This window comes from Sphingobium sp. TomMM7A, from assembly GCF_055397305.1.
On the sequence record NZ_AP027311.1, the window covers coordinates 187292 to 208353 of the forward strand.

General features: G+C 63.2%; 25 protein-coding genes. 11 read left to right on the plus strand and 14 right to left on the minus strand.

Features of this window, described 5'->3' with window-relative positions:
• Positions 1-34: 34 nt before the first annotated feature.
• Positions 35-598, plus strand: coding sequence for a urate hydroxylase PuuD (locus ACZ5ZH_RS01025; protein WP_460987515.1), 564 nt, complete (start codon positions 35-37; stop codon positions 596-598).
• Positions 599-695: 97 nt separating this feature from the next.
• Here the strand turns inward: ACZ5ZH_RS01025 and ispZ are convergent, their stop codons facing one another.
• The 4 genes from ispZ to dapF all read right to left on the minus strand — a co-directional run bounded on the left by ispZ (position 696) and on the right by dapF (position 4545).
• Complete coding sequence (gene ispZ / locus ACZ5ZH_RS01030) at positions 696-1343, minus strand: septation protein IspZ (RefSeq protein WP_464771890.1); 648 nt, start codon at positions 1341-1343, stop codon at positions 696-698.
• A 128-nt stretch (positions 1344-1471) separates the two neighbouring features.
• The gene (gene ftsY / locus ACZ5ZH_RS01035; protein WP_464771891.1) at positions 1472-2410 is read right to left on the minus strand and encodes a signal recognition particle-docking protein FtsY; all 939 of its coding nucleotides are present in this window, start codon (positions 2408-2410) and stop codon (positions 1472-1474) included.
• Positions 2407-3738, minus strand: coding sequence for a tRNA (N(6)-L-threonylcarbamoyladenosine(37)-C(2))-methylthiotransferase MtaB (gene mtaB, locus ACZ5ZH_RS01040; RefSeq protein ID WP_464771892.1), 1332 nt, complete (start codon positions 3736-3738; stop codon positions 2407-2409). The genes ftsY and mtaB overlap by 4 nt, the downstream gene beginning before the upstream one ends.
• Before the next feature lie 3 nt (positions 3739-3741).
• Positions 3742-4545: a diaminopimelate epimerase gene (gene dapF / locus ACZ5ZH_RS01045; protein WP_464772566.1), complete on the minus strand. Its 804-nt coding sequence runs from the start codon at positions 4543-4545 to the stop codon at positions 3742-3744.
• Between the two features lie 346 nt (positions 4546-4891).
• Here dapF and ffh point away from each other — a divergent pair, with 346 nt between their 5' ends.
• The 6 genes from ffh (at position 4892) to rplS (ending at position 8951) form a co-directional block, all read left to right on the plus strand.
• On the plus strand, positions 4892-6361 hold the full coding sequence (ffh, locus tag ACZ5ZH_RS01050; protein WP_464771893.1) for a signal recognition particle protein: 1470 nt from the start codon (positions 4892-4894) through the stop codon (positions 6359-6361).
• Between the two features lie 123 nt (positions 6362-6484).
• Positions 6485-6970, plus strand: coding sequence for a 30S ribosomal protein S16 (gene rpsP / locus ACZ5ZH_RS01055; protein WP_464771894.1), 486 nt, complete (start codon positions 6485-6487; stop codon positions 6968-6970).
• Entirely contained in the window at positions 6971-7558 is a 588-nt protein-coding gene (gene rimM / locus ACZ5ZH_RS01060) for a ribosome maturation factor RimM (protein WP_464771895.1), read from the plus strand.
• Positions 7559-7571: 13 nt separating this feature from the next.
• Complete coding sequence (locus ACZ5ZH_RS01065; RefSeq protein WP_464771896.1) at positions 7572-7844, plus strand: hypothetical protein; 273 nt, start codon at positions 7572-7574, stop codon at positions 7842-7844.
• On the plus strand, positions 7841-8572 hold the full coding sequence (gene trmD, locus ACZ5ZH_RS01070; protein ID WP_464771897.1) for a tRNA (guanosine(37)-N1)-methyltransferase TrmD: 732 nt from the start codon (positions 7841-7843) through the stop codon (positions 8570-8572). Before ACZ5ZH_RS01065 ends, trmD begins: the two co-directional genes overlap by 4 nt.
• Positions 8573-8582: 10 nt before the next feature.
• On the plus strand, positions 8583-8951 hold the full coding sequence (rplS, locus tag ACZ5ZH_RS01075) for a 50S ribosomal protein L19 (RefSeq protein ID WP_449471260.1): 369 nt from the start codon (positions 8583-8585) through the stop codon (positions 8949-8951).
• Positions 8952-9045: 94 nt separating this feature from the next.
• Here rplS and ACZ5ZH_RS01080 read toward each other — a convergent pair whose 3' ends face one another.
• The 10 genes from ACZ5ZH_RS01080 to ACZ5ZH_RS01125 all read right to left on the minus strand — a co-directional run bounded on the left by ACZ5ZH_RS01080 (position 9046) and on the right by ACZ5ZH_RS01125 (position 17010).
• Positions 9046-10038 (minus strand): TerC family protein, encoded by a 993-nt coding sequence (locus ACZ5ZH_RS01080; RefSeq protein WP_464771898.1) that lies wholly within the window; start codon positions 10036-10038, stop codon positions 9046-9048.
• Positions 10039-10042: 4 nt separating this feature from the next.
• Positions 10043-10222: a hypothetical protein gene (locus tag ACZ5ZH_RS01085; RefSeq protein ID WP_464771899.1), complete on the minus strand. Its 180-nt coding sequence runs from the start codon at positions 10220-10222 to the stop codon at positions 10043-10045.
• 191 nt (positions 10223-10413) lie between these two features.
• On the minus strand, positions 10414-11688 hold the full coding sequence (locus ACZ5ZH_RS01090; protein WP_460987524.1) for an MFS transporter: 1275 nt from the start codon (positions 11686-11688) through the stop codon (positions 10414-10416).
• Positions 11689-11712: 24 nt separating this feature from the next.
• Positions 11713-12516, minus strand: a complete 804-nt coding sequence (locus ACZ5ZH_RS01095) for a TrmH family RNA methyltransferase (RefSeq protein WP_464771900.1) — start codon at positions 12514-12516, stop codon at positions 11713-11715.
• Between the two features lie 65 nt (positions 12517-12581).
• Positions 12582-12854, minus strand: a complete 273-nt coding sequence (locus ACZ5ZH_RS01100; protein WP_464771901.1) for an HPr family phosphocarrier protein — start codon at positions 12852-12854, stop codon at positions 12582-12584.
• A complete protein-coding gene (locus tag ACZ5ZH_RS01105; RefSeq protein WP_097091003.1) occupies positions 12851-13255 on the minus strand; it encodes a PTS sugar transporter subunit IIA in 405 nt (134 codons plus the stop codon). Before ACZ5ZH_RS01105 ends, ACZ5ZH_RS01100 begins: the two co-directional genes overlap by 4 nt.
• 29 nt (positions 13256-13284) lie before the next feature.
• A complete protein-coding gene (gene rapZ, locus ACZ5ZH_RS01110) occupies positions 13285-14217 on the minus strand; it encodes an RNase adapter RapZ (protein ID WP_464771902.1) in 933 nt (310 codons plus the stop codon).
• Positions 14214-14648: an HPr kinase/phosphorylase gene (locus ACZ5ZH_RS01115; protein ID WP_449471270.1), complete on the minus strand. Its 435-nt coding sequence runs from the start codon at positions 14646-14648 to the stop codon at positions 14214-14216. The genes rapZ and ACZ5ZH_RS01115 overlap by 4 nt, the downstream gene beginning before the upstream one ends.
• 93 nt (positions 14649-14741) lie before the next feature.
• Positions 14742-16337: a sensor histidine kinase gene (locus tag ACZ5ZH_RS01120; protein ID WP_464771903.1), complete on the minus strand. Its 1596-nt coding sequence runs from the start codon at positions 16335-16337 to the stop codon at positions 14742-14744.
• Positions 16306-17010: a response regulator gene (locus tag ACZ5ZH_RS01125; protein WP_449471273.1), complete on the minus strand. Its 705-nt coding sequence runs from the start codon at positions 17008-17010 to the stop codon at positions 16306-16308. Before ACZ5ZH_RS01125 ends, ACZ5ZH_RS01120 begins: the two co-directional genes overlap by 32 nt.
• 286 nt (positions 17011-17296) lie before the next feature.
• Here ACZ5ZH_RS01125 and ACZ5ZH_RS01130 point away from each other — a divergent pair, with 286 nt between their 5' ends.
• From ACZ5ZH_RS01130 to ACZ5ZH_RS01145, 4 genes are all read left to right on the plus strand, one after another.
• On the plus strand, positions 17297-18892 hold the full coding sequence (locus tag ACZ5ZH_RS01130; protein ID WP_464771904.1) for a phosphoenolpyruvate carboxykinase: 1596 nt from the start codon (positions 17297-17299) through the stop codon (positions 18890-18892).
• 115 nt (positions 18893-19007) lie between these two features.
• The gene (locus ACZ5ZH_RS01135) at positions 19008-19325 is read left to right on the plus strand and encodes a hypothetical protein (protein ID WP_464771905.1); all 318 of its coding nucleotides are present in this window, start codon (positions 19008-19010) and stop codon (positions 19323-19325) included.
• A 173-nt stretch (positions 19326-19498) separates the two neighbouring features.
• Complete coding sequence (locus ACZ5ZH_RS01140; protein ID WP_449471277.1) at positions 19499-20314, plus strand: ferredoxin--NADP reductase; 816 nt, start codon at positions 19499-19501, stop codon at positions 20312-20314.
• A gap of 310 nt (positions 20315-20624) precedes the next feature.
• On the plus strand, positions 20625-20927 hold the full coding sequence (locus tag ACZ5ZH_RS01145; RefSeq protein ID WP_464771906.1) for a hypothetical protein: 303 nt from the start codon (positions 20625-20627) through the stop codon (positions 20925-20927).
• Positions 20928-21062 lie beyond the last annotated feature (135 nt).

The following is a 21062-nucleotide window of genomic DNA, read 5'->3' on the forward strand; positions in this document are numbered from 1 at the left end:
CACAAATAGCGGCCGGATAATAGGGGACGGATCAATGGCAAAATTCTTCGGTAATTTGCATCTGGTGCTCGCCGTGGGGCTGGCGTTTGCGCTTGTGGTGATTTTCTCGGTTCCGGCGAACACGATTCCAGAGCAAGCGATCCTGCGCTGGCTCCACCTGTTCTTCGGCATCGTGTGGATCGGCCTTCTTTATTATTTCAACTTCGTCCAGATCCCGACCATGCCCAAGGTTCCGGCCGAACTGAAGCCGGGCGTTTCGAAGTTCATCGCGCCTTCGGCCCTGTTCTTCTTCCGCTGGGGCGCGGCGCTGACCGTGCTGACCGGGGCAACCATCGCCTGGCGCAGCGCCTATCTGGTGGAAGCGCTGACGCTTCAGCAGGGCTTCGTGCTGATCGGCGTGGGCATGTGGCTGGCGCTGGTGATGGCGTTCAATGTGTGGTTCATTATCTGGCCGAACCAGAAGAAGGCGCTGGGAATTGTCCCTGCCGAGGATGCGGTGAAGGCCAAGGCAGCGACCACGGCGATGATGTTTTCGCGCATGAACACCTTGCTTTCGCTGCCGATGCTTTACTGCATGGTGAACTTCAACGGCGGTTGATTTTATGGCGCGGGCGGGGCTGGTTGAGGCTGGCTCCGCCTTGCGCTTTATAGGGTGCGCTCCTGCGAAGGTAGGAGCACGGTATAAGGGTTCTACATCACCCCTGCGGCGGGGTGGTCTCGCCGATTTCCTCGCTGTCGATATTATTACCCAACGTCAGTCCGTGGCGTGTAAGCATCGGGATGTTGGCGAGGGCGAAGAGCAGCGAGACAACGGTGACGCCCCAGACCTTCACCGACAACCATGCGTCGAAGCTCATCGAGTGGCGCATCACTTCATTGGCGACCGCCATGGCGACAAAGAAGAAGCCCCAGTTGCGCGACAGCTTGCGCCAGCCTTCGTCGGTTAGGCCGTCATAGGCGGCTTGCAGCAGATATTTGAGCAGTGCCTTGCCGCGGAGCAGCCCGCCGAACAGCATCAGGGCGAAGAAGCTGTAGATGATCGTCGGCTTGATCTGAATGAAGCTCTGATCCTGGAAATAGATGGTGAGGCCGCCGAAAAAGAGGACGAGCATCGCTGACAACCACAGCATCGGCGACACGCGGCCGAGCTTTATCTTCGAAATGATCACGGCGATGACGATCGCGGCCATGAATGCGGCCGTGCTGAGGGTCATCGCGGTAATCGGATTGCCGGGACCCCAGATCCAGCCCGCGCCCTTGTAGCTCAGGAAGAAGACGAGCAGGGGGCCGAAGTCGAGCGCAAGGCTCAGATTGCCGCCGTGGGTGGGTTTTGTTTCAGTCATTGTGCATTTCCGTCCTCCCAGCGTTGAAATGAGGCGCGTGACTCATTTCAACTGGGATCTTATGAGGCTGGGTTGGGCCGTAGCGGCCCGAGATCCCAGCGTTCGCTGGGATGACGGAGGTTGGGAGCTTACCGCGCATAGGCTGTTCCCGCGATCGCGCGCGCCATGTCGCCTGCGTCGAAGGGGCGCAGATCCTGGATCTTTTCACCGACGCCGATCGCGTGGATGGGCAGGCGATATTTCTCCGCCGCCGCGACCAGCACGCCGCCGCGCGCGGTGCCGTCCAGCTTCGTCATGACGAGGCCGGTCACCTGCGCGACTTCCTTGAAGACCTCGATCTGGTTCAATGCATTTTGTCCCGTGGTCGCATCCAGCACCAGCACAACGTCATGGGGTGCGGCCGGGTTCAACCGGCCGAGGACGCGGCGAATCTTGGCCAGCTCGTCCATCAGCTCGGTCTTGTTCTGGAGGCGGCCTGCCGTATCGACGATCAGCACGTCGATGCCGGTGGCGGTGGCCTGCTTGACTGCGTCGAAGACGATGCCCGCCGCGTCGCCGCCTTCCTTGCCCGCGACGATGGGGATGCCGAGGCGGTCGGCCCAGACCCTGAGCTGCCCGATCGCGGCGGCGCGGAACGTGTCGCCCGCCGCCAGCATCACGCCATAATCCTGCTCCAGGAAATTATTGGCGAGCTTGGCGATGGTGGTGGTCTTGCCGGAGCCATTGACGCCGATGACCAGGATCACCTGCGGTCGGGGGAAGGCTTCGATCTCCAGCGGACGCGCGACCGGGGCGAGGACCTTCTCGATCTCCTCCGCGATGATTTCGCGCAGATAATCTTCGGTGAGTTCGCGGTTGTAGCGGCCTTCGGACAGACGGTCGCGCACGCGGGCGGCCATGGCGGGGCCAAGGTCGCTGACGATCAGCGCTTCCTCGATCTCGTCGAGCGTCTGGTCGTCCAGCGCGGCCTTGGTGAAGAGGCCGGTGAGGTTTTCGCCGAGCTTGTCGGAGGTGCGCTTCAAGCCGCCGAAGAGGCGGTCGCGCCAGCTGGTGCCGGGTTCAGTCATTGCCGAGCCTCTTGCGCGATCAGCACGCCATTCTCAAGGGCCGTGATGGTCGCGGGCGTGATGGAGGAGGGGGCTTGAGGCGTTTCGAAGTGCACCGGGGCGAAATTTTCCGCGTGGCCGGTGAGGCCGTTGCGCTCGACCAGCACAGACTGGGTGCTGCCGATGAGGCTTTGCAGCCATTGCTGGCGCTGCGCTTCGCAGGCCGCGCGGAGGCGGGCGGCGCGGGCCTTGATAGTGGCACGATCGACCTGCGGCATGCGGGCGGCGGGGGTGCCTGCGCGCGGGGAGTAGGGGAAGATGTGGCCGTGGACGATCGAGCATTGCTCGACCAGCTTCAGGCTGTTTTCGAACATCGCATCGTCCTCGGTCGGGAAACCGGCGATTATGTCCGCGCCGATACTGATGGCGGGGCGGGCGGTTTTGAGGCGCTCCACGATGCGGACGGCGTCGGCGTGACTGTGGCGGCGCTTCATGCGCTTGAGGATCATGTCGTCGCCAGCCTGGAGCGAGAGATGGAGGTGCGGCATCATGCGCGGCTCATGCGCGATGAGGTCGAAGAGGCGGTCGTCGATCTCCACGCTGTCGATGGAGGAGAGGCGTAGGCGGGGCAGGGCGGGCACGGCCTTCAATATGCGTTCGACCAGCAGGCCAAGCGAGGGCGATCCGGGAAGGTCGGGGCCGTAGCTGGTGACATCCACGCCGGTCAGCACGATTTCCTGATAGCCTGCGTCCACAAGCTCGCGCGCCTTGTCGATGACGGCGCCTGCGGGGACGGAGCGGCTGTTCCCCCGGCCATAGGGGATGATGCAGAAGGTGCAGCGATGGTCGCAGCCATTCTGGACTTCAAGGAAGGCGCGGGCATGTTCGGCGAAGGCGCTGGCCATGTGCGGAGCTGTGTCGCGGACGGCCATGATGTCGGAGACTTGGACTTTTCCGACACCCTCCACCCAACTCGTCACCCCAGCGGAAGCTGGGGTCTCTTGCCCAACGCCGCGCCCTATGGCCTGAGATCCCAGCTTCCGCTGGGATGACGGGTAGTGGGAGGGGTCGAGTTTCTCGCGGTTGCCTATTACCGCATCGACCTCCGCCATTTGCGCGAAGGTTTCCGGTTCGGTCTGTGCGGCGCAGCCGGTGACCATGATCCTTGCCTCTGGCCGTTCGCGGCGGGCGCGGCGGATGGCCTGGCGGGTTTGGCGCACCGCTTCGGCGGTTACCGCGCAGCTGTTGACGACGATGAGGTCATCTTGCCCGCCTGCCATCTCGCGGATGGCTTCGCTTTCCGCGATGTTGAGGCGGCAGCCGAGCGTGATGATCTGCGGGCCGCTCATGCTCTAAAAGCGGGTCCAGTTGGCCTCGCCATCGAAGACGTGGGTGGCGGGGCCGGTCATCATGATGTGGCCGCCGGGCTGCCAATCGATGACGAGATCACCGCCGGGCAGGGTCACGCGGGTGAGGCCGCTGACGAGCTTGCGCCGCACGGCTGCAACGGCCGTGGCGCAGGCGCCGGTGCCGCAGGCGCGGGTGAGACCAGCGCCGCGTTCCCAGACGACAAGACGGATATGATTGTCGTCGATGACCTGCGCGAAGTTGACGTTGACGCGGGCTGGGAAGAGCGGATCGGTCTCGATCAGCGGGCCTAATCGGTCGAAGTTCACACCGTCCAGATCATCCACGAAGAAGACGACATGCGGGTTGCCGACATTGACGGCGGCTGGGGCGGGGAGGTCTTCCCAGCTGACCGGCATGGTCAGCGTGTCCATAGCGTAGGCGAGCGGGATGGCGTCCCAGTCGAGCCGGGGCGCGCCCATATCGACGGTTGCGCCGCCATCGATCGCCTTGGCTTCCAGCAGTCCCGCCTTGGTTTCGATCAGCACGTCCCGGCCGACGAACAGTGGCACGCAGCGGGTAGCGTTGCCGCAGGCTTCGACTTCGCTGCCGTCGCTGTTGAAGATGCGCATGGATACGTCCGCGCGATCGGACTGGCCGATGAGGATGAGCTGGTCGCAGCCTATGCCTGCGTGGCGGTCGGCTATGGCTTGGGCGCGGGTGGGGGTCATTTCGACCGCCCCCTTGCGCGCGTCGATCACGACGAAGTCATTGCCCAGCCCGTGCATTTTGGAAAATCGGCCCATAATGGTCGCGCATGTAGGGGGTGTGGGGGGAAAAGGCCAGAGTTGCCCTTCATACGTCATCCCGGGCGTGACCCGGGATCCCGCTTCCTTGCGCGGGACCAAGCGGGACCCCGGATCAAGTCCGGGGTGACGGGTAGAGAATGTGGTTCGCGTCATTGCATCCCTCCCCCCATTCCGCTAAGGGCCACATCGCAATTGGGCGGTTCGCCGTTCGATACCCTGACAGATCCATGGCGCTCACAAGGGAGCACCGGATGGACGCTGGCCGGCGAGTTTTCGCCCGCCGGCGGTTTTGTCGTTTGGCGGGGTGGTGCTGTTTTCCGGGCTTTTCGGCCCAAATGAGGTGACAATGTTCGATTCGCTAAGCGATCGTCTGAGCGGGGTATTCGACAAGCTGCGTGGGCGCGGTGCGCTTACGGAGGACGATGTCCGCGCCGCGATGCGCGAGGTGCGAATCGCGCTGTTGGAAGCCGACGTTGCGCTGCCGGTGGTGCGCCAGTTCGTTGATCAGGCGACCGAGCGGGCCGTGGGCAGCGACGTGCTGCGGTCGGTTACGCCGGGGCAGATGGTCGTCAAGATCGTCTCCGACACGCTGACCGAGACGCTTGGTTCCGAAACGTCCGATCTGCTGATCGATGTCAGTCCGCCCGCCGTCATCATGATGGTCGGCCTGCAGGGGTCGGGCAAGACCACCTCCACCGCCAAGATCGCCAAGCGCCTGAAGGAAAAAGAGCGCAAGAAGGTGCTGATGGCGTCGCTCGACGTCCAGCGTCCGGCGGCGCAGGAACAGCTGGCGGTGCTGGGCACGCAGACCGATGTCGCGACCCTGCCGATCGTGGCGGGTCAGCAGCCGGTCGATATCGCCAAGCGCGCGTTGCAGGCCGCGAAGCTCCAGGGCTTCGACGTGGTGATGCTCGACACGGCGGGCCGTCTGCATGTCGATCAGGCGCTGATGGACGAGATGAAGGCGGTGGCCGAAGTCTCGAACCCGGCGGAAATCCTTCTGGTGGTCGACTCGCTGACCGGGCAGGACGCGGTGAATGTCGCGACCAGCTTTACCCAACAGGTGCCGCTGACCGGCGTGGTGCTGACCCGTATGGACGGCGATGCGCGTGGTGGTGCCGCGCTGTCGATGCGCGCGGTCACGGGCCGTCCGATCAAGTTTGCGGGCACGGGCGAGAAGCTCGACGCGATCGAGCCTTTCCACCCTGCGCGCGTGGCGCAGCGCATATTGGGCATGGGCGATGTCGTGTCGCTGGTCGAGCGTGCGGCTGAGAGCATCGACGCCGAGGAAGCCGACAAGCTCGCCAAGAAGATGGCGAAGGGTCAGTTCGACATGAACGACCTGCGCAGCCAGCTTAACCAGATGCGCCGCATGGGCGGGCTTGGCGCGCTGGCGGGCATGCTGCCGGGCCTCAAGAAGGCGCAGGCGGCGATGGCGGCAAGCGGCGCCAACGACAAGACGCTGATCCATCTGGACGCGATGATCGGGTCGATGACGCTCAAGGAGCGGGAAAAGCCCGCCCTGATCAACGCCAAGCGCAAGATTCGCATCGCCAAGGGTTCCGGCCGCACTGTGCAGGAAGTCAACAAGCTCCTGAAAATGCATCAGGAGATGGAAACGGCGATGAAGAAAATCCGCAAGATGGGCGGATTGAAGGGCCTGGCCAAGATGTTCACCGGCGGCGGCATGGACAAGCTGATGGGCGGCGCGGGTGGCGCGCCGGACCTTGGCGGTCTTGGTGGATTGGGTGGCCTTGGGGGCGGGGGCAATATGCCCAACCTGCCGCCGGGCTTTCAGAATTTCATGAAGAAGTGAAGTAGTGCGTCATCCCAGCGCAAGCTGGGATCTCACTTCTCTCCAAGGGCAGAGAGATCCCAGCTTCCGCTGGGATGGCGAATTGAGAAACAAGTAGTTCAGTACGGAAAGGTTAAAAACAACATGGCAACGTCCATTCGTCTTTCGCGCGGTGGTTCCAAGAAGCGTCCTTATTACCGCATCGTCGTGGCCGACAGCCGCGCCCCGCGTGACGGCAAGTTCATCGAGCGCATCGGCAGCTACAACCCCGTCCTGCCCAAGGGCGACGAGAAGCGCGTTGTTATCGACGTTGAGCGTGCGAAGCACTGGGTTGCCGCTGGCGCGCAGCCGACCGACCGCGTTGCCCGCTTCCTGGATGCCGCTGGCGTGAAGGAACGCGCTGTCCGCAACAACCCGAAGAAGGCTGAGCCGGGCCAGAAGGCCAAGGATCGCGCCGAAGATCGCGCGACCAAGGCTGCGGAAGCCGCTGAAGCTGCCGAAGCCGCAAAGGCTGCCGCCGCTGAAGCCGCCGCGGCTCCTGCGGTTGAAGAAGCTCCGGCCGTCGAAGAAGCGCCTGCCGCTGAGGAAGCTGCTCCCGAAGCCGCTTCTGAAGAACAGGCTGAAGGCTAAATGGGTAATCACCCCTCCCCTTCAGGGGAGGGGCCGGGGGTGGGGGCTGGCCATGGCTCCGCGCCCGGAACCCCCCACCCCAACCCCTCCCCTGAAGGGGAGGGGCTAGCCTCTTCGCGCGCCCTTACTCTCGCCGTCATCATTGGCGCGCATGGGGTGGCGGGCGAGGTTCGTCTGAAGCTCTTTGGGGAAGGCGTGGAAACGCTCAAATCCTACAAGAGCTTTGACGCTGCGGGCGGCGCGCTGACGTTGAAGTCGGTGCGCGCCGGTTCCAATGGCGCGGTTGCGCGTTTCGCCGAGGTCAATGACCGAAGCGCGGCCGAAGCCCTGCGCGGGACGGAACTCACCGTTCCCCGCTCTGCCCTGCCTGCATTGGAGGAGGGCGAATATTATCATGCCGACCTCATCGGCCTGCCCTGTTTCTCCAGCGAGAGTGAGGGGCTGGGCAATATCGTCGCGGTCGAGAATTTCGGCGCTGGCGATATCATCGAGGTCGAACGGCCCAACGGCAAACGCTTCATGGCGCCGATGCATGCGGTCACGATCTCGGACGGACGGGCCGTGATCGAAGCGGCATTTGCGATATGATCGGCGGTCGCTGATGCCCCAAATCCTTACCGCCCTCTATCTGCTGATGATGATCGCCGCAGGGTGGCGCCTGTTCACCATGCCATGGAAGCGCGCGTTGAAGATTGGCGCGGCGGTGGCGCTGGTCATCCCTATTCCCTTGCTGTTTCTCCTGCCGGCTTTGATGAACCCGGAGCGGCCCTTTGCCGATCTGCTGCGTGCTATCGGCATAGCCCTGATGGCAGGCGGCGCCGTGTCATTGCTGGGGGGCATGTCTGCGGCGTGGCTGCGCAAGCGCAAGGCGTGAGTTTTCGGACGCAGATATTGACGCTTTATCCGGAGATGTTTCCGGGGCCGCTGGGCGTTTCGCTGGCTGGGCGCGCTCTGGCGGAAGGGAAATGGTCGTGCGATCCGATCCACATCCGCGATTTTGCGACCGACAAGCATCGCACCGTTGATGACACGCCTGCGGGCGGTGGCGCGGGGATGGTGCTGCGCGCCGACATATTGGGGCTGGCCGTTGATCATGCGCTGGAGCAGGGGCCGGACCTGCCGGTGATCGCCATGACGCCGCGCGGCAGGCCGATCACCCAGACCCGCGTGCGCGAACTGGCGGCGGGTCCGGGCGCGACGATATTGTGCGGGCGGTTCGAGGGCTTTGACGAGCGCATTTTCGAGGCGCGTGCCGTGGAGCAGATCAGCATGGGCGACATCATTTTGTCCGGCGGCGAGATGGGCGCGCTGATGCTGCTCGATGCTTGCATTCGGCTGCTTCCCGGAGTAATGGGCGCGGCTTCCAGTGGGGATGAAGAGAGCTTCGAAAGCGGACTTCTCGAATATCCGCACTATACCCGGCCCGCTCTGTGGGAAGGGCGCGCGATCCCTGAAGTGTTGCGATCGGGGGATCATGCGAAAATCGCCGCCTGGCGGAAACAAAGGGCGGAAGAAGATACACGGCTAAGGCGGCCGGACCTTTGGGAACGTCATATCGGCGTTCGGGACCAGCCGCCCTCTGGTGCGCAACGCGAAAAGTAGGACTTGAGTTATGAACTTGATCCAGCAGATCGAGGCCGAAAATATCGCGGCTCTCGCCAAGGATATCCCGGAATTCCGCCCCGGCGACACGCTGCGCGTCGGCGTGAAGGTCATCGAAGGTGACCGCAGCCGCGTCCAGAATTATGAAGGCGTGTGCATCGCCCGCTCGAACAAGGGCATGGGCAGCAACTTCACCGTGCGCAAGATTTCGTTCGGTGAAGGCGTGGAGCGCGTGTTCCCGCTCTACTCGCCGAACCTCGATTCGATCACCGTCGTCCGCCGTGGCGTCGTGCGTCGTGCGAAGCTCTATTATCTGCGTGGCCGTACCGGCAAGCGCGCTCGCATCGCCGAGCGCCGCGACGTCCGCACCGAGGATTGATCCTCCTCGCGGCTTTACGGTCGCTAAGTTGAACAGGCGGCGCTCGCAAGAGCGCCGCCTGTTTGCTTTTGGGGCCGATTGACCCGGTCAGATCCTATTGGACTTCGGCAGGAAGCGCCGCCTTTTCTGGTCGCGTCTTCCACAATGACCAGCCTACGCCGCCAGCAAGGATAGCGAAGGTGACGGCCAGCGAGACCGGCGGCGGGATTTTGGCCAGGCCCAACGCGTCGGCGACAAATATCTTCGATCCAATGAAGATCAGCAGCAGGCTGAGCGCATATTTGAGATAGTGGAAACGCTCCACCATCGCGGCCAGGGCGAAATAGAGCGCGCGCAGGCCAAGGATCGCGAAGATGTTGGACGTATAGACGATGAACGGGTCCGTGGTGATCGCGAAGATCGCCGGCACCGAATCGACCGCGAACACCACATCGACAAATTCGATCATGACCAGCGCCAGGAACAGCGGCGTGAAGAACAAAGCCCCCCGTCCAGTCCGGGGATCGGTCTGCCTCACCCAGAAATGCCGACCATGCAGAGTGTCGGTCACCCTCATGCGGCGCTTGACCCAGCGCAGCACCGGCGACGCGCCGACGTCATAGTCCTTCTCTGCGGTCATCCACATCTTGATGCCGGTCGCGATCAGGAAGGCGGCGAAGAAATAGAGCAGCCAACCCCATTGCTGCACCGCCGCCGCGCCGAAGCCGATCATCACCGCGCGCAACAGGATGACGCCCAATATGCCCCAGAAGAGCACCCGATGCTGATAGAGACGCGGGATGCCGAAATAGGTGAATATCATCGCGATGACGAAGACATTGTCCATCGCCAGGCTTTTTTCGACCACAAAGCCGGTGACGTAGTTGAGGCCCGCCGTCGCGCCTATCTGCCACCATATCCAGGCACCGAACCCAAGGCCGAGAAGGATGTAGAAGGCGGAAAGAGTAAGACTCTCGCGCACGCCAATCTCGCGTTCGCGCCGGTGCAGGACGCCGAGGTCCAGCGCCAGCAGGGCGATCACGATGCCAAGGAAGGCCAGCCACATCCAGAGCGGCGTGCCGAGCCAGACAAGCGATAGGAAATCCATGGCGTCAGCTCCCGTTCCACGCGGGGCGCGCTATCGACCGGCGCAGGCGGGCGTTCAGTTGATCCCTGCGCTGCAACAGTCTTTCGATGCGGCGGGGATCAGGCGCTGAGCGCAGTCGCTCCATCCGCAGCCGGTCATCGACGCGCTGCGCCAGAAGCATGAGAATAAAGGTAAAAGGCTTCATATGTGCCATCCTCTTTCGTGCGTTTCGCTCGATCGGATGACAGGGAGGGATAAGGAACCTGCACCGGTGTCACCCGATGCGGTCCGACATCACGTCGCTTCTAGGGAGAAGCAGCGCCAGAGGGGCCCGGTCCGCAGAGATTGGAATAACCGGTTCGCGGGCGGGGCGCAAGTCCGGCGGGCGACCTAGTGCTAGGCTGGTTGTCGGCTCGTGAACCACAGCCCGCCCAAGCTGATCGCCGCTGCCGCTGACATGTAGAGGCCGACGAGCGCCACCCCCTGCACCTGGATCAGCCATGTTGCAACGATAGGGGCGAGCGCACCGCCGATGATGCCGCCGAGGTTGAAGGAGAAGGAGGCGCCTGTGTAGCGCAGTTGGACCGGGAAGAGGTGGGGCAGATAGGCCCCCAATGGTCCATAGACGAAGCCCATTAGGAACAGGGCGAGGCTGAGGATCAGGAAGATCGGCAGCAGTTGGCCCGTGCCCATGGCGGGGCCGAAGATGATGCCCATCAGGACGGTGCCGATGCAGCCTGCGACCAGCACGCGGGTGGGGCTGGTCTTGTCCGCCCACCATCCGGCGATGATGATGCTGAGAGCCATGAAAAGGATCGCGCCGAGCTGGATCGCCAGGAAGGTCTCGCGATCGATCTTGAGGGTGGTGGTGCCATAGCCAAGGGCGAAGGCGGTCGCGATATAATAGACGGCGAAGCAGGCGACGACGGCGAAGGTGCCCGCGATCGCTGCGCCCAAGTGGTTCGAGAGGAGCGTCGCGAGGGGGAGTGCGGGCGGCGGCGCTTCGGCTTGGGCGGCGGCGAACTCGGGGGTTTCGGTGAGTTTCAGGCGGACCCAGAGGCCGAGGAACACCAGCACGGCGCTACCGAGGAAGGGAAGGCGCCAGCCCCAGGCGAAGAAATCCTTGTCCGTCAGGAACATGCCCAGGATCAGGAACAGGCCGTTGGCGGCGAGGAAGCCGACTGGCGCGCCGAGCTGGGGGAACATGCCGAAGCGGGCGCGCCATCCGGGCGGGGCGTTCTCTACCGCCAGCAGCGCAGCGCCGCCCCATTCGCCGCCAAGGCCGAAGCCCTGACCGAAGCGCAGGATGCACAGGATCAGCGGCGCCCACCAGCCGATCATCTGGTAGGTGGGCAGGAAGCCGATGGCGAGCGTCGATCCGCCCATCAGCATGAGCGAGGTGACGAGCGTCGCCTTGCGGCCGATGCGGTCGCCATAATGGCCGAACACCGCCGCGCCCAGGGGCCGCGCGAAGAAGGCGAGGGCGAGGGAGCCGTAGGCGGCGAGAAGCTGCGCCGAAGGGGAGGAGGCGGGAAAGAAGAGGGGGCCGAACACGAGGCTGGCGGCGGTGGCGTAGATGTAGAAGTCGTAAAACTCGACCGCCGTGCCGATCAGGCTGGCTGCCAGCACCCGCTTGTGGCGCAGCATTGCGCCTATTCCGTCCGCAGCCATGTCTTCCCCGCCCCTTGCCATGTCTTAAGTCTTCTTCGCTCGTTTCTGGTTCAGCAGTTCATAGGCCATCACCGCGCAGGCCACGGCCGCGTTCAGGCTGTCCGCTTTGCCCAGCATCGGCATTTTTACCAGCTGGTCGCACTCGGCCTCATAGGATTCGGGCAGGCCCTGCGCTTCGTTGCCGACGAGCAGGAAGGAGGGGCTGGCATAGCGCGGCTCCTGATAATCCTGCGTGGCCTTGAGGCTGGTGCCGATGAGTTCGCCCGGCCCCTGCCGCAGCCAGTGCATGAATTCGCCCCAGCGCGCTTGGGTGATCGATTGGGTGAAGAGCGCGCCCATGCTTGCGCGGACGGACTCGACTGAGAAGGGGTCGACGCAATCGTCGATCAGGATGAGACCCCCAGCACCCACCGCGTCGCCGGTGCGCAATATGGTGCCGAGATTGCCGGGATCGCGGAGCGACTGGGCGACGATCCAGATATCGGCCTTGCTCCGGTCGAGCTTTTCCAGCGGGGTCAGCCGGTCGCGATAGACGCCGACGACGGCTTGCGCATTATCCTTGCCCGAGATTTTGGAAAGAATGTCCGGCGTGGTTTCGATGACGTCGCCACCCGACGCCTCCATCGCCGCGATCAGGTCTGCGGCGAGGGGATGGGTGGACCCGGCGTGGAAGAGCATTTCCGGCAGCACGCCTTCCTCGCGCGCTTCGGTGAGGATGCGAAGGCCCTCGGCTAGAAACAGCCCTTCGGCCTTGCGGAACTTCTTTTCACGCAAGCTGCGGACACGCTTCACCAGCGGGTTGGAAAATCCGGTGATCTCGCGTGCCACTGCGCCTGCTTTCCTCCTTGGAATGAGGCGGCCTCTCTATCGGGCCGGGGCGGAGCGCGGAAGAGCTATTCTTCGCCGAACTTGTCTTCGACCAGCGTGACTAGCTTTCCCAGCGATTCTTCCGCGCTGGGGCCGGTGGCGCTGATGATGATCGAATCGCCCAGCGCCGCGCCCAGCATCATGAGGCCCATGATCGATGTGCCGGTCACTTCGCTGCCATCCTTGCGCACGGTGATCTGGGCGGGAAGGCCGCTGGCCAGCGTCACGAACTTGGCGCTGGCGCGCGCGTGGAGGCCGCGCTTGTTGCTGATCAGGACTTCCTGACTGATTTCGCTCATGTAGTGCTGCCCAACAATTCGGATGCGACGCTGATATATTTTTGGCCTGCTTCGCGCGCGGCGGCGACGGCTTGACGCACGTCCATGACCTTGCGCGCGCTTTCCAGGCGGATGAGCATGGGCAGGTTGATGCCCGCGATAACCTCGATCTCGCCCGCTTTCAGCAGCGATATGGCAAGGTTGGACGGGGTGCCGCCGAACAGGTCGGTGAGGAGGATGACGCCCGAACCGTCATTCACCCGCTCCACCGCCGATGCAATGTCGGCGCGGCGCACCTCCATATCGTCTTCCGGGCCGATGCAGATGGTCGCGATCTGCTGTTGCGGGCCGACCACATGCTCCATCGCGACGACGAATTCCGTCGCCAGCGACCCATGAGTGACGAGAACAAGTCCTATCATCTACTTACCGGCCCACATTGTTTCATGATTTAAGCTTTCGGGCCTCCCGGCTCGCGCTTCTCCAGACTATCCTGGGGCGCTGATTCCATATTGCGGTGCGAGACCGTGGGCGAAAAGCCCGCCTCTTGCAAGTATTTGGCGACCCGTTCGGCGACATGGACCGAACGGTGCCGTCCTCCGGTGCAGCCGAACGCGACGGTCACATAGGATTTGCCGCTGTCCTCATAGCGGGGAATGAGCAGGGCCAGCAGTTCCTCGATCCGGTGCACTGCTTCCTCATAGGCGGGGTCTTCGATGATATAGGCGGCGACATCGGGGTCCAGTCCGGTCCGGGGCCGCAGTTCCGCTTCCCAATGCGGATTGCGCAGAAAGCGCATGTCGAAGACCAAATCCGCGTTCAGGGGCACGCCCCGCGAAAAGCCGAAAGATATGACCGTCAGCACCGGGGCAGACAGCCCCTCGCGCGAAAAGCGGTTGCGGATTTCCTGTTGCAGCGCGTTGCTGGTCAGGCTGGTCGTGTCGATGACATGCGTCGCCCAGCGGCGCAGCGGGTCGGTCAGTTCCCGTTCGCGTGCGAGCCCGTGAGTCGCGGGGCGATCCGATGCCAACGGGTGACGGCGCCGTGTCTCGGCAAAGCGGCGCTCCAGTTCCATGTCGGAACAATCGAGGAAGAGCGTCTCGACGTCATGGCCCCGGCGCGTTCGCAGGGCCTTTATCCGCTGAACGATCGTCTGCGCGTCGAACCCACGGGTGCGCGCGTCGATGCCGAGCGCCAGCGGACGGTCATCCAGTTCCTCGTGACCAGCTGGCACGGGCGTGTCGAGCAGCCGCTCCAGCAGGAGGAGGGGAAGGTTGTCCACGACTTCCCAGCCCATATCCTCCAGCGTCTTGAGCGCCGTCGTCTTGCCCGCGCCGGAAAGGCCGGACACCAGCAGGATGGTCTTGGGCGTCCGTGCGGTCACGCCAGCCCCATCGTTTTTAGCGCGAGTTCGACCTTGATCGGCGCCGATGCTTCAAAGGGTGAAACCTTGACCACCGGCAGGGGGGCACCGGCGACGAGCCATTCTTCTGGGTCGCCCGGCATGCGATCAATGTCCTGCGAAAGGTCGATGATCAACGCCAGCCGCGCCCCGTCGATCGACGGCAAGTCTACGACTCCGACGCCGCGCACCTCCATCTTTCCGGCGATGGTGGCTGGCGCGGACGCCTCCAGCTGCCCCCCGCTGGATCGCACGATGGTGTAATCGTCGCTGATGAGCGTGGCGCCGCGGTCGATCAGGCGCAGGGCGAGATCCGATTTGCCCGCGCCGCTCGCGCCGCAGATCAGCACGGCCCGCCCATCTATCGCGACGCTTGTCGCATGCATTGTTTCGGTTGAGTCTTGCGCCGCCATGTCCCTGAACGCATCCTAGACCTAGAGACGGTGCGTGTGAATCGAATTGACGCAAAGAATTCACGCAAAGGTCAAAAACTTCGAGCAGCCGTCCTATTCCGAGACAATACCGGGGTCGCGTTCAACCCCCATGGGAAGGCGCAGCATGAAACAGGCGCCCTGCTGATTATCCTCACGGTCGGCAATGCTGATCTTGCCCTGATGCCCTTCGACGATCGACCGGGCGATGGCGAGGCCGAGACCTGAATGCTTGCCGAAGCTCTCCATTTCCGGGCGGACACTATGAAAGCGGCGGAAGACATGCTCGCGCTGGGACTCGGGTACGCCGGGGCCTTCATCCTCGACGCTGACGAGGACTTCATGATCGGCCACGGTCGCGACGATCTGCACCAGCCCGCCATCGGGTGAGAAGGAGATGGCGTTGTCGATCAGATTGTCGAGCACGCGGAGCAGGCGCTGCTCTTCACCAAGGACGACGGCGACATCCTTGCGCGGGCGGGCGAAGGCAAGGCGGACGCCGCGCGGAACGCCCCGTGCCTCGCGCGCCACCACCATGCGCTCGATCAGCAGGCCAAGGTCGATCGGCTCGAACCGCGTGCGGGAGAGCTGCGCGTCGATGCGGGAGGCTTCGGCAATGTCGGTGACGAGCCGGTCCAGCCGCCGCACATCGTCCTGGGCAATCGCCATCAGCTGATCGCGCAGTTCCGGCTTGTCGATCCGTTCCAGCGCGTCGAGGGCGGAGCGGAGCGAGGCGATGGGGTTTTTAAGCTCATGGCTGACATCGGCCGCAAAGGCGTCGGTGGCGTCGATCCGCTGGCGCAGCGCGTGGCTCATGTCCGACAGCGCGCGGGCGAGCATGCCGATTTCGTCGCGCCGCTCCGGCAGGCGGGGCACTGTGACCTCCCGCGCGCGGCCAAGGCGGACGCGTACCGCTGCGCGGGCGAGGCGCTGCAGCGGCTGTACAATGGTCCGGGCGAGGAAAAGCGACAGCAGCACCGAAGCCAGCACGGCCGTGGCGATCACGATGCCCAGCCTCAGCCGTTCGGCGCGCACCGTCCGGGTGATGTCACGGGCATTTTCGGTCGCGAGCAGGCTGCCCCCGTCCTTCATGCCCGTCGCGGCCGAGATCATGAAGGTGCGGTCGGGCGCATAGCGGTTCATCGCCTGCGGCTGGCCTGTCTTGCGCGCGAGCAGCAGCTCCGGCCAGGCATCGGCGCGATCGATCGCAGGTTCTTCGAAATTGGGCGGCCGGTCGGCAAAGACGACGCGGTCCACCGCCTTGTCCAGAAAACGCGCGACATGGCGGCGCCATCCTTCTTCCGACGGCAGGGTAAGCCGATAACGAGGAGCATCCATCGCAAAGCTGTCGGCGATCAGCCGTCCGTCCGGTCCATAGCGGCGAACGCGATCACGCGTCTGCCGGGCATAGGCGGCGATCAGCGCATTGTGCCGTTCGGCCGGCGCCGTCTCCAGGCCGATCGCCAGCAGCTTCAGCTCGCGCGCGGACTGGTCGAGGCGCGCGTCCACGATCCGGGTGCGATAGCTGTCCAGATAGAAGAAGCCGCCCGCCAGCAGGGCCAGCGCGAACACGTTGACCGCCAGGATGCGCGGCGTCAGGCTGATCCGGCCCGACCAACGCAACCCGCCGTCCCGCGGATCACTCTTCGGAGAATCGGTATCCGGCGCCATAGAGCGTATCGATTGCGTTGAATTCAGGATCGGCCTCACGGAATTTGCGGCGGAGCCGCTTGATGTGGCTGTCGATGGTGCGGTCATCGACATAGACGTCATCCTGATACGCCGCATCCATCAACTGGTTGCGATTCTTGACGACGCCGGGGCGCGCCGCAAGTGTTTCGAGGATCAGGAATTCGGTAACGGTCAGCGTGACGTCCTGGCCCATCCATTTGACGCGATGGCGGGCGGGGTCCATTTCAAGCCGTCCGCGTATGATCGGGTCGGCTGCGGGCTCGTCACTGGCGTCGGCCATCCGGCCCACCTCCGCTCGGCGCAGGATGGCGCGGATGCGGGCGATCAGCAGTCGTTGGGAAAAGGGCTTGGCGATATAATCGTCGGCACCCATGGCAAGGCCCAGCGCTTCGTCCAGCTCATCGGTCTTGGATGTGAGGAAGATCACAGGCATCTGGCTTTTCTCGCGCAGGCGCCGGAGCAGTTCCAGGCCGTCCATGCCCGGCATCTTGATATCGAACACGGCAAGATCGGCCGGGTTGTCGAGCAGCGCCTTCAGTGCCGCCTCCGGGTCCGAATAGAGGCGCGTCATGAAGCCCTCGGCCTGTAGCGCGATGGACACGGAAGTCAGGATATTCTTGTCATCATCCACAAGGGCGATGGTTGGAGTCATGCTTCTTCCCAATGATCTTGGCCGCCCTGCTCAGGCCTTCCTGTCCAGCGTTAGACGATGCCCGTCCCGCTCGCAAGAAAGGGGTAGGCGGGCGATTATGCGGCTTTTGTCCCTTAATCTGGGACAAATGGCTTGCTGGCGGGATTTGACGCTGGGGGTGCAAAGGCTTATTGGGCCTCCCATCTGCAGGAATGTCGCCGCCCACAAGGGAGAGCGGCGCTGGGAGCGGATCGGTCGCAAGCGTTCGTTGTTGGCGAGCCGGAGTAATCACATCAGGAGCTAAGGCGTGCAGGCCAAATCCTCAATTACCCTGGATCAGCAGGGCATTTCAACGACCGCTGAACAATATTGGAATCTCGGCACTGCGCCGCTCGTCGAAGCTGCCATCGCAAATGGTGAGGGCATCCTGTCGAAGGATGGCCCGCTGGTCGTGAAGACCGGCAAGCACACCGGCCGTTCGGCCAACGACAAGTTCATCGTCAAGGACGCCGAGACCGAATCGACCGTATGGTGGGGCAAGACCAACGTTCCCATGACGCCGGAGCATTTCGCCGCGCTGAAGGAAGATTTTTTCAAGGCGCTGGGCGAGAAGAACAAGCTCTACGTCGCCGATCTGTTCGGCGGTTCGCAGCCCGAGCATCGCGTGAACGTCCGCGTCATCAACGAACTCGCCTGGCACAATCTTTTCATCCGCACGCTGCTCGTGCGCCCTGGCCACGAAGAGCTGAGCGCCTTTGCGCCTGAATATACGATCATCGACCTGCCCTCCTTCCGGGCGGACCCGGCGCGTCACGGATCGCGCAGCGAAACGGTGATCGCGGTCAATTTCACCGAAAAGCTGATCCTGATCGGCGGCACCAAATATGCTGGCGAAATGAAGAAGTCGGTCTTCGGCATCCTCAACTATCTGCTGCCCACCAAGGGCGTGATGCCCATGCACTGTTCGGCCAATATCGGCTCGAACGGCGACACGGCGGTCTTCTTCGGCCTGTCGGGCACCGGCAAGACGACGCTGTCGGCCGACGCCAGCCGCACGCTGATCGGCGATGACGAGCATGGCTGGTCGGACACGGCGGTCTTCAATTTCGAAGGCGGCTGCTATGCCAAGATGATCAACCTGTCGGCCGAGGCCGAGCCCGAGATCTTCGCGACCACCAAGCGTTTCGGCACGGTGCTCGAAAATGTCGTGATCCACGAGCATACGCGTGAAATCGATCTCGATGACAACAGCCTGGCCGAAAACAGCCGTGGCTCCTATCCGATCGACTTCATCCCGAATGCGTCGGAGAAGAATCTGGGGCCGGTGCCCAAGAACATCATCTTCCTGACCGCGGACGCCTATGGCGTTCTGCCGCCGATCGCGCGGTTGACCCCGGATCAGGCGATGTATCACTTCCTGTCGGGCTACACCGCGCGCGTGGCGGGTACGGAAATCGGCGTTACCGAGCCTTCGGCGACCTTCTCCACCTGCTTTGGCGCGCCGTTCATGCCGCGTCACCCTTCGATCTACGGCAACCTGCTCAAGGACCGGATCAACAAGGGCGGCGTGACCTGCTGGCTGGTCAACACCGGCTGGACCGGCGGCAAATATGGCGTTGGCAAGCGCATGCCGATCAAGGTGACGCGCGCCCTACTGAACGCGGCACTGGACGGCAGCCTCAATGATGTCGAGTTCCGGATCGATCCCAATTTCGGGTTTGAGGTGCCGGTCGCGGTGCCGGGCGTCGATGCGACCATCCTTGATCCGCGTGCGACCTGGGCCGATCAGGCGGCCTATGATGAGACGGCCGGCAAGCTGGTCAAGCAGTTCGTGGACAATTTCGCTCAGTTTGAAGAGCATGTCGATGCTTCGGTGCGGCAGGCTGCGCTGACGGCGGCCTGACACGGCGGGCGGCCCGCTTCCAAAGGTTGAAAAAGAGCCGGGGGCAGTGCTTCCGGCTCTTTTGCTTTCGGGCGGCGGCTTGCGGTGCTATTCTGGTGCCCAATTCAACGGGATTATGGCGATGTTTGACCAACTGATGAACAGCGTGGGCGGATTGGAAGCAGTGGCGGCGAAGCTGGGGCTTTCGGCCGAGCAGATGCAGGCGCTGATGACCGAGATTGGCGGCAAGATCGCGTCTGGCGAAACCGATGTCGCGGCGCTCGCCACCACGGCGGCCGAACATGGCGTGTCGGCGGACAAGTTGCAGGAACTGTTCGCGCAGTTCGGTGGCCCCGAGGCGATTCTAGGCAAGCTTGGTGGCCTGTTCGACAGCGATGGCGACGGCAGCCCGATCGGCGAACTCAGCAGGCTGGCCAAGGGATTGTTCGGCTGAAAAATGCGGCTGAAGCTGGCGGGCATGATCGTCAGCTATCGGCCATGAAAGTTTTTTCACCTTGCTTTGGCGGGGCCGAAAAGGCATTCGCGCCGCCATCACTTATTGCGAAAGCCACGCAACTGGCGTCCTGACCGGGCGTTGGCGAAGTGGATTTGGCAGGAGACAAGGTTTTGAGCGACGTGACGATCGAAAAGCCGGTACTGGAGCCGACCGGCGCCCTGACTGTCGAAACCGTGCTGTCGGTGCGGCATTGGAACGAGCATTTGTTCAGCTTCCGCATCAGCCGCCCGGCAAGCTTCCGCTTCCGTTCGGGCGAGTTCGTGATGATCGGGTTGCAGGGCGACAATGGCAAGCCGCTGCTGCGCGCCTATTCCGTGGCGAGCCCCGCTTGGGACGAGGAATTGGAGTTCCTGTCGATCAAGGTGCAGGACGGGCCGCTGACGTCCAAGCTCCAGCTGATCCAGCCGGGCGACCAGATCTATCTTGGCCGCAAGCCGACCGGCACGCTGGTGACCGACGCGCTGCTGCCGGGCAAGCGGCTGTTCATGCTGTCGACCGGCACCGGCCTGGCACCCTTCCTCAGCCTGGCGCGCGATCCGGACGTGTACGATTTTTATGAAGAGGTCGTCGTGGTCCACTCCGTCCGCCGGGTCAGCGACCTTGCCTTCCATGACGAGATGACCGGCAAGCTGGCGGAAGACCCGCTTGTCTCCGAACAGGCCGCGAACCAGTTCCATTATGTGCCGACCGTCACGCGCGAGCCGTTCCGCAACAATGTGCGCATCGACAAGCTGGTCGAAAGCGGGGCGCTGTTCGAAGGCATCTCGGGCGACAAGAAGTTCAACCCGGAGACTGACCGCGTGATGATGTGCGGCAGCATGGAGATGATCAAGCAGTTCGCCGCGTTCTTCGAGGGCGAAGGTTTTGTTGAGGGCTCCAACGCGGCGCCGGGCGCTTTCGTGATCGAGCGTGCTTTCGTCGGGTAAACGGGCGGAGGTCAGTGGTACGGGAGGGGCTGGCGGCGACGCTGGCCCTTTTTGTTGGGGTATGGGCGAACCTCTGCGCAGGACCATTTGTAATCACTGCACTTCCGTCATCCCAGAGAAAGCTGGGATCTCGTGAGGCTAGGCCGAGCGCCATCGACTGAGATGCCAGCTTGCGCTGGCATGACGGGATGGGAGTGTCGGCTAACGACCATTTGTGGTCGTTCCTTCCTCTGATTTCCACTCCCGTTAGCGGACTTTGCAAAACGAAGTTAGCTAGCATCACCTTGGCAATCTGTGGCAGGATTGAATTATGTGGAGCCTCACCCAGAAAGTCACTTTCGATCCCCGAAGCGGTAGACCTGAAGCGCCTATGTACTGGCGTTTGACCACGTTCTGCGTGATATCCGCGTGGATCTTCGCGGTGATTTTGGTCTGCTACACTGCGCTTGCCATTCGAGATGGTGCACCTGCGCTAGCCTTCATTTGCGCGGCATCCGCTGTTGTGTTGCTTGTGACTGTTTATCGACGCAGAAATCAAATACGGAAGCAGCAGCGGGAATTTGACCGCTTGGTTGCCGAATACGAGAAGGCGATTTTGCAGCCTCCATTCTGAAGGCTGGTCAGCGTCTGATAATTGAAAAACCTGCTCGCAACCAGACAGTCCGCTTCCCACCCGTTCAAGTCATCACCCTCCCGATTATGGGAGGGCTAGGGGTTGGCGCGAGCGGAGCGAGCTTCTGGGTTATCC